This window comes from Carboxydocella sporoproducens DSM 16521, from assembly GCF_900167165.1.
Lineage (GTDB): Bacteria > Bacillota.
Map to the genome: position 1 here is coordinate 1 of NZ_FUXM01000053.1, position 12,450 is coordinate 12,450.

Here is a 12,450-nt window from a genome sequence, read left to right on the forward strand (position 1 = left end):
TTATGTAGACAAAGATGGTAAGGTAGTGCTTTCGGCGCGCAACATTGGCTTAAATCTTCAGGAATTACCCCCTGCTTCCACTCTGGCGGTGGCAGGTGGTAAACATAAAGCTCAAGCCATACTGGCGGTCGCTGCCACCGGGGTACTAAAATACCTGGTGACAGATGAAGGGGCCGCTCAGGCAATGCTGGAAACATTAAGGAAAAAGAATTAGCAGTAAAGGAGAGATGAATCATGACAGTACGCGTAGGTATTAACGGTTTTGGCCGCATTGGCCGCAATGTTTTCCGGGCCGCTCTCAACAAGCCGGAAATCGAAATCGTAGCCATCAATGACCTGACTGATGCTAAAACCCTGGCTCATCTGCTGAAATATGACTCTGTGCATGGCATCCTCAATGCCGAAGTACAGGCTGGCGACGGGGAGATCATCGTTAATGACAAGGCTATCAAGGTTTATGCTGAAAAGGACCCGGCCAATCTGCCCTGGGGCGATCTGGGGGTGGATATTGTGGTGGAATCCACCGGTCGTTTCACCAACCGGGAAGATGCTGCCAAACACCTGCAAGCTGGCGCTAAGAAAGTCATCATTTCTGCTCCAGCCAAAAATGAGGATATCACTATTGTGATGGGGGTTAACCAGGACAAATATGATCCAGCTAACCACCATGTAGTTTCCAATGCCTCCTGCACCACCAACTGCCTGGCTCCCTTTGCCAAAGTTATCCACGAGAAGTTCGGGATTGTGCGGGGCTTGATGACCACAGTACACTCCTATACCAATGACCAGCAAATTCTGGACCTGCCTCATAAGGATTTGCGCCGGGCCCGGGCTGCTGCTATGTCCATCATTCCTACCACTACCGGTGCAGCTAAAGCGGTCGGTCTGGTTCTGCCGGAACTGAAGGGCAAACTGAATGGCTTCGCAATGCGGGTTCCCACTCCTAATGTTTCTGTAGTTGACCTGGTCTGTGAGCTGGCTACCGAAGCAACAGCGGAAGAAATCAATGCCGCTCTCAAAGCTGCAGCTGAAGGGGAATTGAAAGGCATTCTGGCCTACACCGAAGAGCCCCTGGTTTCGAGGGATTTCAATGGCAATTCCAATTCTTCTATTGTGGATGGCCTCTCCACCATGGTGATTGATAAAAAACTGGCCAAGATTGTATCCTGGTATGACAATGAATGGGGTTACTCCTGCCGGGTAGTGGATCTGGCTCTGTATATTGCTTCCAAAGGTCTGTAATGGTAAGATATAGAGTGGGTTAAAAAACAGGGAGGTGGGCCCGCGTGGAAAAAAAGACCATCCGCGATGTGGACGTTAAGGGCAAACGGGTTCTGGTTCGGGTGGATTTTAATGTCCCCACGGATGAAAACCGGCAAATTACCGATGATACCCGGATCAGGGCTGCACTGCCCACCATTAAATACCTGCTGGAACAGGGAGCCAAAGTAATTCTGGCTTCCCACTTTGGCCGGCCGAAAGGCCAGGTTAATGAAAAATACCGTCTGGACCAGGTTGCCAAGCGTTTAAGTGAGCTGCTGGGCCAGGAAGTGGCCAAAACCAGTGACTGTGTTGGCCCGGAAGCCGAGGCTGCCGTTGCTGCGCTGGCACCCGGGCAGGCACTGCTGCTGGAGAATGTGCGCTTCCATGCTGAGGAAGAGAAAAACGATCCTGAATTCGCGAAAAAACTGGCGGCTTTAGCCGATCTATTCGTCAATGATGCCTTTGGCGCTGCTCACCGGGCCCATGCCAGCACCGCCGGTGTGGCCCAGTACCTGCCGGCTGTGGCCGGTTTCCTGATGGAAAAGGAAATCAGCATCATGGGCAAGGCCCTGGCCAATCCGGAGCGGCCCTTTGTGGCTATTATCGGTGGGGCCAAGGTGTCAGACAAAATCGGGGTTATCCAGAATCTGCTCACCAAAGTGGATACTCTGATCATCGGTGGCGGCATGGCCAACACCTTCCTCAAGGCTCAGGGGTATGAACTGGGTAAGTCCCTGGTGGAAGAGGATAAGGTCCAGCTGGCAAAAGAACTGCTGGCTACAGCCCAGCAACGAGGAATAGAACTGTTGCTGCCCCGGGATGTAGTAGTAGCAGCCGCCTTCGCTCCCGATGCTGAACATAAGACAGTAGCCGTAGGGGAAATTCCTGCTGACTGGCAGGCCCTGGACATTGGCCCGGCTACCGCTGAAAAGTACGCTGGAGTAATTCGCCAGGCCAAAACTGTGGTCTGGAATGGACCTATGGGGGTCTTTGAAATGGATGCCTTTGCCAGAGGCACCGAAGCGGTGGCAAAGGCCATGGCCGAATGCCCTGGCACTACCATCATCGGTGGTGGCGATTCGGTAGCAGCAGTAGAAAAAGTGGGCGTAGCCGAAAAAATGACCCACATTTCCACCGGGGGCGGCGCTTCCCTGGAGTTTCTGGAAGGCAAGACCCTGCCTGGGGTAGCAGTACTGCAGGATAAATAAATTTCATACGTGAATGGAGGTGGCCCGGTTTGCGGCAACCAATTATCGCCGGGAACTGGAAAATGCATAAAACGGTAGCTGAGGCCCTGGCTTTTGTGGAAGCTATTAAGCCTGAGCTGGCCGGTGCCACCGCCGCGGAAACGGTCATCTGTGCACCCTTCACCGCCCTGGCCTCCCTGGCCGAGGCGGTGAAGGGCACTCCTATTCGTATTGGGGCCCAGGACCTGTTCTGGGAAGAACAGGGTGCCTATACCGGGGAAATTTCTCCCCTGATGTTAAAGGAACTGGGTGTCAGCTATGTGATAGTAGGCCATTCCGAGCGGCGGCAATATTTTGCTGAAACCGATGAGACAGTGAACAAGAAAGTCAAGGCAGCATTGAAACACGGCCTGGTTCCCATTGTCTGTGTGGGGGAAACCCTGGAACAGCGGGAAGCGGGCGAGACTTTTCAGGTGGTGGAACAACAGACCCGTCTGGGGCTGGCCGGTCTGACTGCAGAACAGGTTGCCGGTCTGGTTATTGCCTATGAACCGGTCTGGGCCATCGGCACTGGCCGCACTGCTACTGATGCTGATGCGGAGGAAGTGATCGCCTACATCCGCGGTGTGGTCAATGACCTGTTTGGGGCTGAAGCCGCTGAACGAGTCCGGATTCAGTACGGGGGCAGTGTCAAGCCTGACAACATCGCTGGTCTCTTAGCCCAGCCCAATATAGACGGGGCTCTGGTAGGAGGAGCCAGCCTGGATCCAGTTTCCTTTATCGCCCTGGTCAGGAGGTAAAAGCAATGAAACCTGTCAAACAACCGTTAGCCCTGATTATCCTGGATGGTTTTGGCTGGCGGGAAGAAAAGCGGGGCAATGCCATTGCCCAGGCTAACCTGCCCTATTTCCATCAGTTGCTGCGGGAATGGCCCTGGACCACGCTGGAAGCTTCCGGTCTGGCTGTAGGTCTGCCCCAGGGTCAGATGGGTAATTCCGAGGTAGGGCACCTGAACATGGGGGCCGGTCGTATTGTTTACCAGGAATTTACCCGTATCAGCCTGGCTATTAAAGAAAAGACCTTTTTCCAGAATGAAGTGCTGAAGGAAGCCATGCAAAAAGCCAAAAACAGTGGTAAAGCGGTCCATCTGCTGGGACTGGTTTCCGACGGAGGAGTGCACAGCCATATTGAACATCTTTATGCCCTGCTGGACCTGGCCAAAGCAGAGGGGGTAGAGCGGGTTTATATCCATGCTTTCCTGGATGGACGGGATGTGCCTCCCGCCAATGCCCTGGAATATATAAGGCCCCTGGAGCAAAAGCTATCAGCGATAGGGTTAGGCAAAATCGCTACCGTCAGCGGCCGCTACTATGCCATGGACCGGGATAAGCGCTGGGAACGGGTGGAAAAAGCCTATGCCGCTATGGTATATGGCGAAGGTGTTACCGCTGCTTCGGCGGAGGAAGCAGTTCAGTCTGCCTATAACCGCGGTGAGACCGATGAGTTTGTGAAGCCAGCAGTGATTGTAACAGAAGGTAAGCCGGTAGCCACTGTTAAAGCCGGGGATACCATGATTTTCTTCAACTTCCGGCCTGACCGGGCCCGTCAGCTGACCCGGGCTTTTGTGGACCAGGAGTTCAGCGGTTTTGAGCGGCGGCAAGGCTATTTCCCGGTGTATTTCGTCTGCATGACAGAATATGATGCCACTATTCCGGCACCGGTGGCTTTCCCGCCCCAGTCTTTGAAAAATACCCTGGGGGAAGTGCTGGCTGCCCATGGCAAAACTCAGCTCCGCATTGCGGAAACGGAGAAATATGCCCATGTCACGTTTTTCTTTAATGGCGGGGTAGAGATCCCCAACCCCGGGGAAGACCGCCTGCTCATACCTTCACCCAAAGTGGCCACCTATGACCAGAAGCCGGAAATGAGCGCCTTTGAAGTTACCGCTGAACTGCTGAAAGAACTGGAACAGGATAAATATGATGTGATCATCCTCAATTACGCTAATCCGGATATGGTAGGTCATACGGGGGATATGGAAGCAACCATTAAAGCCGTAGAGGCAGTGGATCAGTGTCTGGCTAAGGTAGTTCCTGCCATCCTCAAGCGGGGCGGTGTGGCCATCATCACTGGTGACCATGGCAATGCGGACTGCAAACGGGATGATGAAGGCAATGTCCTGACTTCTCATACCACCAGTCCGGTGCCCTTTGTTCTGGTTTCTCCTGAACATAAGGAGGCCAAACTGCGCGCTGACGGCAAGCTGGCTGATGTGGCACCTACTATTCTGGAACTCATGGGCTTTCCCCAGCCAGAAGAAATGACAGGACAAACCCTGTTGATCAAGTAAGGGAGGGATTTTTTGTGTCAACCATTATCGAAAATATTTATGCCCGGGAAATCCTGGACTCCCGTGGCAATCCCACAGTTGAAGTAGATGTCTACCTGGAAGATGGCACTCTGGGCCGGGCGGCTGTACCTTCAGGCGCCTCTACCGGCGCATTTGAGGCTGTTGAGCTGAGAGATGGGGACAAAGGCCGTTATCTGGGCAAAGGGGTCCAAAAAGCGGTGGATAATGTCAATTCCATCATCGCTCCCCAGCTGATCGGCATGGATGCCACTTTCCAGACCGAAATCGACAAGGTCCTGCTGGAACTGGATGGTACCCCCAATAAAGGCAAACTGGGGGCCAATGCCATCCTGGGCGTTTCCCTGGCGGTAGCCAAGGCCGCTGCCAAATCCCTGGGTCTGCCGCTGTATCAATACATAGGAGGCACCAATGCCAAGGAATTGCCGGTGCCCATGATGAACATCCTCAATGGCGGCAAGCATGCGGATAATAATGTGGACATTCAGGAATTTATGATCATGCCGGTGGGGGCCGATTCCTTTGCCGAAGCCCTGCGCATGGGTGCTGAAGTCTTCCACAATCTGAAGACTGTGTTGAAGGGCAAAGGGATGAATACTGCCGTTGGTGATGAAGGTGGCTTTGCTCCCAACCTCTCTTCCAACGAAGAGGCTCTGCAGGTTATTATGGAAGCTATTGAAAAGGCCGGTTACAAGCCGGGAGAAGATATCGCCCTGGCCCTGGATGTGGCTTCCACTGAGCTGTATAAAGATGGCAAATATGTGCTGGCCGGCGAAGGAGTATCCTACACTGCCGAGGAAATGGTAGCCTATTACGAAAAACTGGTGTCCAGATACCCCATCGTCTCCATTGAAGACGGTATGTCCGAAGAAGACTGGGAAGGCTGGGCCCTGCTCACTGCCAGACTTGGCAAAAAAATCCAGCTGGTAGGGGATGACCTGTTTGTTACCAATACCGAGCGCCTGAGCAAGGGGATCGAGCGCGGGGTAGCCAACTCCATCCTGATCAAGGTCAACCAGATCGGTACTCTGACCGAGACCCTGGATGCCATTGAAATGGCCAAACGGGCCGGTTATACCAATGTCATCTCCCACCGCTCCGGCGAAACTGAAGACAGCACCATAGCTGATATTGCCGTGGCTGTTAATGCCGGTCAAATCAAAACCGGTGCTCCTTCCCGCACCGACCGGGTAGCGAAGTACAACCAGCTGCTGCGCATTGAAGAAGAGCTGGGCAATCTGGCTATCTATCGCGGCAAAAAGACCTTCTATAACCTGAAATAAGCAATTAGCCCCGTCCTTAGCGGACGGGGTTTTTGCTATACTGGTTATAGTGGATTTTGTCATAAGCCAGCTGCTCCAGGCTGGCTGGAGACCTGGTTTCGGCTGGATAGCCGATGGCCAGCAAGGCCAGGACCCGGTAAGGGGCCGGGACCTGCAGAACCTCCTTGACATATTCCTCCGAGGACTGCCCTGCTGCCGTTTGCCGCAGGCGAATCTGAATCCAGCAGGAACCCAGGCCCAGGGAGGTGGCAGCCAATTGCATCAGGATGGTAGCGATGGAGGCATCTTCGATCCAGACATCGCATTTGTTTTCATCGGCGATAACAGCGATACCCAGTGGTGCCTCAGCCAGAAAAGAAATACTGTGGGCCTTGGCTTTGGCCAGCTGTTGCAACAAACTTTTATCCTGGATGACAATGAATTCCCAGGGGCGCAGGCTGCGGGAGGAGGGCGCCAGCAGGGCCGCTTGCAGGATTTTTTCTATTTTTTCTTTCTCCACCGGCTGGTCGGTAAAACGGCGAATACTGCGGCGCTTTTGTAATAATTCCAGCATCTTACCCACTCCTTTCAAATTTTTATAACTATATTATAACATTGCTTTTTACTGGTGGAATATGCTAAAATGTCAGAAAAATGCCCTTGGAGGTGAAGGCATGCAGATAACAGGACGCCCGGTCACCCCGCTTTTTTTTCCGGGCAACCGGACCGGCATAGTATTGATTCATGGCTTCACCGGTTCACCGGGGGAAGTGGAGCCCCTGGGCCGGGCCCTGGCGGCTCAGGGCTGGACGGTACAGGTGCCCCTGTTACCCGGCCATGGCACTGATGTGGAAGAGCTGGCCCGCACCTGCTGGCGGGACTGGGTGGCTGCTGCGGAAAAAGCGGTAGTAGAGCTCAGGCAAAAGTGCGACCGGGTCTACCTGGCCGGGTTATCGATGGGGGGGTTGATCAGCCTCTACCTGGCCCATTATCAGCCGGTAGTAGGAGTGATCAGCCTGGCGGCCCCGATTTATCTCAAAAACAAGAAAGCCTATCTGGCTCCTTATTTACGCTGGGTCAGACGCTATGCTCCCAAAGAGAGGCAAGAAGATGGGCATTACCTGTTAACTCATTTCAATTATGATCACATACCGCTGGCCGCTCTGGTCAGTTTACTGGAATTTATTCGAACTGCCCGCAAGCAACTCCCCCTGGTACAAGTACCGGTCTTGCTTATCCAGGGTGATGCGGATGAGACTGTTGACCCGGCTAGTGCCGAATACATCTTTCACCAGCTGGGAAGCAGAGAAAAAAAGTTGTTGTCCCTTCCAGGAGGCAGACACCTTTTGCCTTTAGGGCCGCAGCGCCAGCAGGTGGCAGAAGCGGCCATCGCCTTTATTAACAGTTTGGAGGAACAGAGCAATGAAGGAGTTTCAAGGAGAATATGACCACTGGTGTTTTGCCTGTGGCAAGCAAAATCCCCGGGGTTTACATCTGGAATTTACGATAGAGGGGGAGGAGTATGTGACTACCTTCACTCCGGGCCCGGTCCATCAGGGCTATCCCGGTATCATGCACGGAGGGATTATCTGCACCCTGCTTGATGAAGTAATGGGCCGCTACCTCTGGAAGCAAGGCCTGACGGCACCTACGGCGGAGTTGACGGTGAGATTTCGGCGGCCTGTTCCCATCAATGAACCTTTACAGGTTCGGGGCCGGGTGGTCAACCGCCGGGGCCGGGTGATTGAAATGGAAGCCAGTCTGATTTTGCTCAAGGACCAGCAAGTGGCGGCCACAGCCACTGGCAAATTCATTCAAATCAAAGAAGGAGGACTGACTGATGGACAGAATTGAAGCAGTACAGCTGATGGAGAAATATGTAACCAACACAAATTTGCGCAAGCACTGCCTGGCAGCGGAATTCGTCATGCGCCGCCTGGCCCGCCATTTTGGCGAAGATAAGAAAATCTGGGGCTTAGCTGGCCTCTTGCATGATATCGATTATGACCAGACCAAGGATGACCCGGCCCGCCACAGTCAGGTGGGAGCCGACCTGCTGGCTGAACTGGGGCTGCCGGAGGAAGTGGTCTATGCCGTGCGGGTACATAACGAATACCACGGCCTGCCCCGCCTGTCCCGCCTGGATAAGGCCCTCTACAGCGTTGACCCCACCACCGGCCTGATTGTGGCCGGAGCCCTGATCCGTCCGGAAAAGAAGCTGGCGGCAGTGGATGTGCCTTTTCTGGTCAATCGTTTTCACGAAAAATCCTTTGCCCGCGGGGCCAACCGGGAGCAGATTCAAGCCTGTACGGAACTGGGTCTGAGCCTGGAGGAGTTCCTGGGGCTGGCGTTAGAGGCGATGCAGGAACATAGTGAGGAACTGGGATTGTAGAGGTAAGACACCCTGGCGAGGGTGTCTTTTTTTATGTGCTGTATTTAGGAGGCAGATTTTCATTGAGTAAATGCAAGAAAGCTTGGAAAGGTGACATTTTCACAAGGTAAACACATGATTAAAATTACATTATTGACAAAATATTTACAGAAAAGGTAAAATAACATATATCAATGCGGGCGCTATCGCTGTCGACTTTTAGTCACTTGTTAAAGCAAATCAAAGATTCATCTTGCTGTAGACTGCAAAAGCGAAGTTACCAACTGCAATAGAAGTACACCAGATAACGTAAATGATGGGGAAATGGGTAGCACTTTAATTCAACTCTGCATTTTTATTTTATCTAGCCATAAATATATTACACAGAACTTTATTGGCTAGGGGGGTAACTTCACATGGCCTTAGTTGAGTTTCAGATATACTTTCCTATAGCGGATAGTGTAGTTTTAGAATTTTGGGATTCGAGGACAAAACTGGTGCATATTCCCATGGATATTGATTCCGATGGATATTGGGAAAAAAGTATTAACTTGGATGATGGCTTGTATCACTATTGTTTTTTCATTAATAACAGCTTTCGAGTCAATGACCCACAAACGTTTCCTGCTTATGTTCTAGAAAATGGTAAACCTATATCAAGTCTTGTAATCGAAAATTCCGAGGTTAGAAAATTAAATTATGATTCTGCTAATATAGAAGTTGAATACATAGACATGTATGCCGGAACGTCACGTTTGCCTAGACTCAACAGGGAATTCAGCAATTCTGATGGAGAAATAGGTATAAATATTGATTTCATTAAAGTTAAGGGCATACATCTAGTTAGTTTCGTATGGGTTAATCCTATGTTGGAAATAGCATACGTTTCTGATTGTATCGTATCAGGTAATCCTTCAGGCAAAGGACAAGCAGTTCAAGCTTCGGGTTGGATCACAACTGATCCCAATAATCAGCTAATCCCAGGCAAATGGCATCTTGTAGTTTTAGTAAATGGCAATGAAATTTGTTGTTTGCCATTCTATATACGAAGTTATTTCTACCGACTGCAACAGGGTAGAGTTATAGCCCTGTAAAAAATTAAAAATTATGGGAGGTATGGTAAAATGGGTATGGGGGACTTAAGGGTCGCCGAGAGAAAAGCAAGGTCAACACAACAGTCGGCAGCAAACAAAACTTCTACTTCGACAGTTCAAAAAACTTCTACTTCAACTACTCAAAAATCTTCTACAACAACGAAACATACTCCAATAGTACAACTAACCAAATCCGGAGGCGCGGCTTCTACTAGTAGTATTTCATCTACACATAAATTCTCTGGGGCAGCAAAACAATTTTCATCTGGTATGGGAGGATTAAGGGTAACCGAATCGAAAATATCGAGCAACTCTTCTTCCCCCACTAAATTCTTAGGAGCAGCGAAACAATCTTCACCTGGCATGGGAGGACTAAGGGTAGCCGAAGCCAAGAAGTTAGGCGAAAAAAATCTGGGGACAGGAAAATTTGTCGATGACAAAGCAACCTCAAAAACATTATTAGGAACTGATAACATGAAAAACGGTCCTAGTAACGCTAAGCTAAATTTGGGTAAGGCACAGGTATCTAGATTTAGTGGAGGACCTGGTGGAGTCAAAGGAGAAGCTTATACTGTGGAAACAGGTGTAGAGATAATAAGCCTTGACAATCCTAAAAACTTCTTAGGATTTACTGCAGGTGTAGATGTAAATACAGGTGTTGTAAAAGGAGGACTTTATCTAGAAAGTGATAAAGGACTTGCACTGGGCAGTCTTGGAGGGGGTGCTTATGCTACATTAAAAGAAGGAAATCTTCATGCAAAGTTAAGGGTTGGCAATTTAAATGTGTATGCTAATGTAGGAGGAAATGTGGCGGGAATAGGTGCCATGGGTGAAGTCTCTATACTTGATAGACGGTCGGATGATTCATATCATATTTTTTCTGCCGACGGGTTACTAGAATTTTTAGTTGGGGCAAATGTCAATATTGACATTTATTTACAAGACAAAAAAAGCAAACACTAAAAAATACTTCAGCCAGAAAGGGATATAAACTATGGCGTTTAAAACTTTAAAAAGTTTATTAAAAAAACTATTTATTTTTGATGAGTTTATGAGGATGTACTTAATAATGTTCTCTATATTATACGTCATAGGGATATTCAAATTTATCTATCTCATAAACAGTATTATAGGATTCGTTCAATACGTGGGGTTAATGATTGGGCTGCTCATAGTTATTGTACTTGGTCTTCACTTCTTTCAATTTCTATGTAGGTTGGTTGGCATGGACAAAATCTATACTAATATGAAGCAGATTATAATGAATAGAAATAAGAAAAACTAATCATTAAAGATGCTTGAAGAGAGTACTACTCTATTAAGGTATGATTTATTGGGGTATGTAAATAGTTTTGTGTAAATGGTTTTTCCCTGGTAATTGAGGGCATACTATAAACGGCTCTTACATTTCAGGAGGATAGGGCTCTGCTGGGGAGCAACCTGAGCGCCTGAAGTGGTTCTGCCAGGGGGGATTTCCCCCTTTTTTCTTCCTCCTTGGGAGAACAAAAGCGTAAAACCCCGGGGAGTTGGGGGCAGAGCCCCCAAGCATCCTTATTGCAGTTTACTAGATAAGCGATCACCAAAATATATTACTAATTGTGACATACATCTACCCCAGTCTCTGATTGGCATTGTCCATTTTTTGCTTATTTCCTGGGTTGCAAGATAAATTATCTTGCGCAAAGCATCATCCGTAGGATAAGCCGTTTTGGTTTTACATATTTTACGCAATTGTCTGTGGTAGCCCTCAACAATGTTTGTTGTATATATGAGCCGGCGGATTTCTTCAGGGTATCTAAAATATGCCGTAAGCTCAAGCCAGTTTCTTTCCCAGGATTTTATGACTAATGGATATTTACTTCCCCATTTTTCCTTGAATTTTTCAAAATTCAGCTCTGCTTCTTCAAGAGTTAATGCTTTATAGATTGTTTTAAGATCTGTTACCAAGGCTTTACTATCTTTGTAAGAAACATATTTTAAGGAATTTCTAATTTGATGGATTACACATAGTTGTATTTCTGTCTGTGGAAATACAGCCGCAATAGCCTCAGAAAAGCCGGATAAATTATCCTTTGCGATAATTAAAATATCTTGTACACCGCGGTTTTTAAGATCGTTCAAAACTCCCAACCAAAAACTAGCACTTTCATTTTCACCGATCCATATCCCGAGTACAACTTTAAAACCATTTAGGTTAATTCCTAAAACTGTATATGCAGCTTTATTAATAATACGTCCATCCTGACGTACTTTGAAATGGATGGCATCAAGAAATATGATTGGATAAACTGGCTCAAGAGGTCTGGATTGTCATTCCGTTATTTGAGGTAATATTTTATCCGTTATTTTGCTGATTAATGCAGGGGAAACTTCTATACCATAAATTTCTTTTAAATTGTCCTCAATATCACGATTGGATATTCATTTTGCGTACTTGGTATTATTAACCATTTACACAAAACCCTAAACATTCTCATTTATTGCTAAGCTTACCAACAAGTGCGCCGATAGGCGCTTTTTTTTAGTGCGCCCGGCATGGGCGTTGTCTATAGGGTGGAAGTCCCGAACGGCGAAGGTAGCAGTAGCCGTAGCTTAAGACAAGGGTGTCCACCGTGAGGTGGAATCTGAAGGAAGTCGGCGGCAAACCTCCGGCCCGACGAACAGAAACCACATAAGAGGCTAGCGGCAGTTGGATGAGCTTGCCAAACAAAGCGAAGTCCTTGCTACCGAAGGCTGCCGAGAGTAAATGTGGCGGGTAGATGGAGGGAAAGACAGCGCTTTTACCCGGGGAGGTCTGCCGGAGATGTTGGTAATGCCAATAACCCAGGTTGTAAGGCCTGGCTGAACCGGCAGAAGTCAGCAGAGGTCATAGTAGCCAGTATTGACGTCAAACTGGTGAAGGGCC

12 protein-coding genes and 1 pseudogene are annotated in these 12,450 nt (G+C 49.0%); 11 read left to right on the plus strand and 2 right to left on the minus strand.

Annotation, left to right across the window (positions count from 1 at the left end):
* The 6 genes from B5D20_RS12665 to eno form a co-directional block, all read left to right on the plus strand.
* Positions 1-214 (plus strand): sugar-binding domain-containing protein (locus B5D20_RS12665; protein ID WP_278308390.1); only part of this gene is annotated, 214 nt, incomplete at its 5' end.
* 20 nt (positions 215-234) lie between these two features.
* A complete protein-coding gene (gap, locus tag B5D20_RS12670; RefSeq protein WP_078666583.1) occupies positions 235-1,242 on the plus strand; it encodes a type I glyceraldehyde-3-phosphate dehydrogenase in 1,008 nt (335 codons plus the stop codon).
* Between the two features lie 44 nt (positions 1,243-1,286).
* A complete protein-coding gene (locus tag B5D20_RS12675; protein ID WP_078666584.1) occupies positions 1,287-2,471 on the plus strand; it encodes a phosphoglycerate kinase in 1,185 nt (394 codons plus the stop codon).
* Positions 2,472-2,500: 29 nt separating this feature from the next.
* On the plus strand, positions 2,501-3,250 hold the full coding sequence (gene tpiA / locus B5D20_RS12680) for a triose-phosphate isomerase (protein WP_078666585.1): 750 nt from the start codon (positions 2,501-2,503) through the stop codon (positions 3,248-3,250).
* A gap of 5 nt (positions 3,251-3,255) precedes the next feature.
* Positions 3,256-4,800 (plus strand): 2,3-bisphosphoglycerate-independent phosphoglycerate mutase, encoded by a 1,545-nt coding sequence (gpmI, locus tag B5D20_RS12685; RefSeq protein ID WP_078666586.1) that lies wholly within the window; start codon positions 3,256-3,258, stop codon positions 4,798-4,800.
* A 14-nt stretch (positions 4,801-4,814) separates the two neighbouring features.
* Entirely contained in the window at positions 4,815-6,101 is a 1,287-nt protein-coding gene (eno, locus tag B5D20_RS12690) for a phosphopyruvate hydratase (RefSeq protein ID WP_078666587.1), read from the plus strand.
* A gap of 16 nt (positions 6,102-6,117) precedes the next feature.
* Here eno and B5D20_RS12695 read toward each other — a convergent pair whose 3' ends face one another.
* Positions 6,118-6,654, minus strand: a complete 537-nt coding sequence (locus B5D20_RS12695; protein WP_078666588.1) for a nitroreductase family protein — start codon at positions 6,652-6,654, stop codon at positions 6,118-6,120.
* 100 nt (positions 6,655-6,754) lie between these two features.
* On the opposite strand from B5D20_RS12695, the gene B5D20_RS12700 reads away from it, so the two are divergent.
* From B5D20_RS12700 to B5D20_RS12720, 5 genes are all read left to right on the plus strand, one after another.
* Positions 6,755-7,528, plus strand: a complete 774-nt coding sequence (locus B5D20_RS12700; RefSeq protein WP_159071801.1) for an alpha/beta hydrolase — start codon at positions 6,755-6,757, stop codon at positions 7,526-7,528.
* Positions 7,503-7,934, plus strand: a complete 432-nt coding sequence (locus tag B5D20_RS12705) for a PaaI family thioesterase (protein WP_078666590.1) — start codon at positions 7,503-7,505, stop codon at positions 7,932-7,934. The genes B5D20_RS12700 and B5D20_RS12705 overlap by 26 nt, the downstream gene beginning before the upstream one ends.
* Positions 7,921-8,472, plus strand: a complete 552-nt coding sequence (locus B5D20_RS12710; RefSeq protein WP_078666591.1) for an HDIG domain-containing metalloprotein — start codon at positions 7,921-7,923, stop codon at positions 8,470-8,472. Before B5D20_RS12705 ends, B5D20_RS12710 begins: the two co-directional genes overlap by 14 nt.
* Before the next feature lie 395 nt (positions 8,473-8,867).
* Entirely contained in the window at positions 8,868-9,545 is a 678-nt protein-coding gene (locus tag B5D20_RS12715; protein ID WP_078666592.1) for an early set domain-containing protein, read from the plus strand.
* Positions 9,546-9,575: 30 nt separating this feature from the next.
* The gene (locus B5D20_RS12720) at positions 9,576-10,508 is read left to right on the plus strand and encodes a hypothetical protein (RefSeq protein ID WP_078666593.1); all 933 of its coding nucleotides are present in this window, start codon (positions 9,576-9,578) and stop codon (positions 10,506-10,508) included.
* Between the two features lie 588 nt (positions 10,509-11,096).
* On the opposite strand, the pseudogene B5D20_RS12730 reads toward B5D20_RS12720, so the two are convergent.
* Positions 11,097-11,966: pseudogene (locus B5D20_RS12730) on the minus strand (IS256 family transposase); the annotation flags it as partial.
* Between the last annotated feature and the right edge of the window lie 484 nt (positions 11,967-12,450).

Bases quoted from the DNA above. Each gene is read 5' to 3' on its own strand.
- B5D20_RS12720 (WP_078666593.1), top strand. From the start codon at position 9,576: ATGGGTATGGGGGACTTAAGGGTCGCCGAGAGAAAAGCAAGGTCAACA.
- B5D20_RS12705 (WP_078666590.1), top strand. From the start codon at position 7,503: ATGAAGGAGTTTCAAGGAGAATATGACCACTGGTGTTTTGCCTGTGGC.
- B5D20_RS12695 (WP_078666588.1), bottom strand. From the start codon at position 6,654: ATGCTGGAATTATTACAAAAGCGCCGCAGTATTCGCCGTTTTACCGAC.
- gpmI (WP_078666586.1), top strand. From the start codon at position 3,256: ATGAAACCTGTCAAACAACCGTTAGCCCTGATTATCCTGGATGGTTTT.
- B5D20_RS12710 (WP_078666591.1), top strand. From the start codon at position 7,921: ATGGACAGAATTGAAGCAGTACAGCTGATGGAGAAATATGTAACCAAC.
- B5D20_RS12715 (WP_078666592.1), top strand. From the start codon at position 8,868: ATGGCCTTAGTTGAGTTTCAGATATACTTTCCTATAGCGGATAGTGTA.
- gap (WP_078666583.1), top strand. From the start codon at position 235: ATGACAGTACGCGTAGGTATTAACGGTTTTGGCCGCATTGGCCGCAAT.
- B5D20_RS12700 (WP_159071801.1), top strand. From the start codon at position 6,755: ATGCAGATAACAGGACGCCCGGTCACCCCGCTTTTTTTTCCGGGCAAC.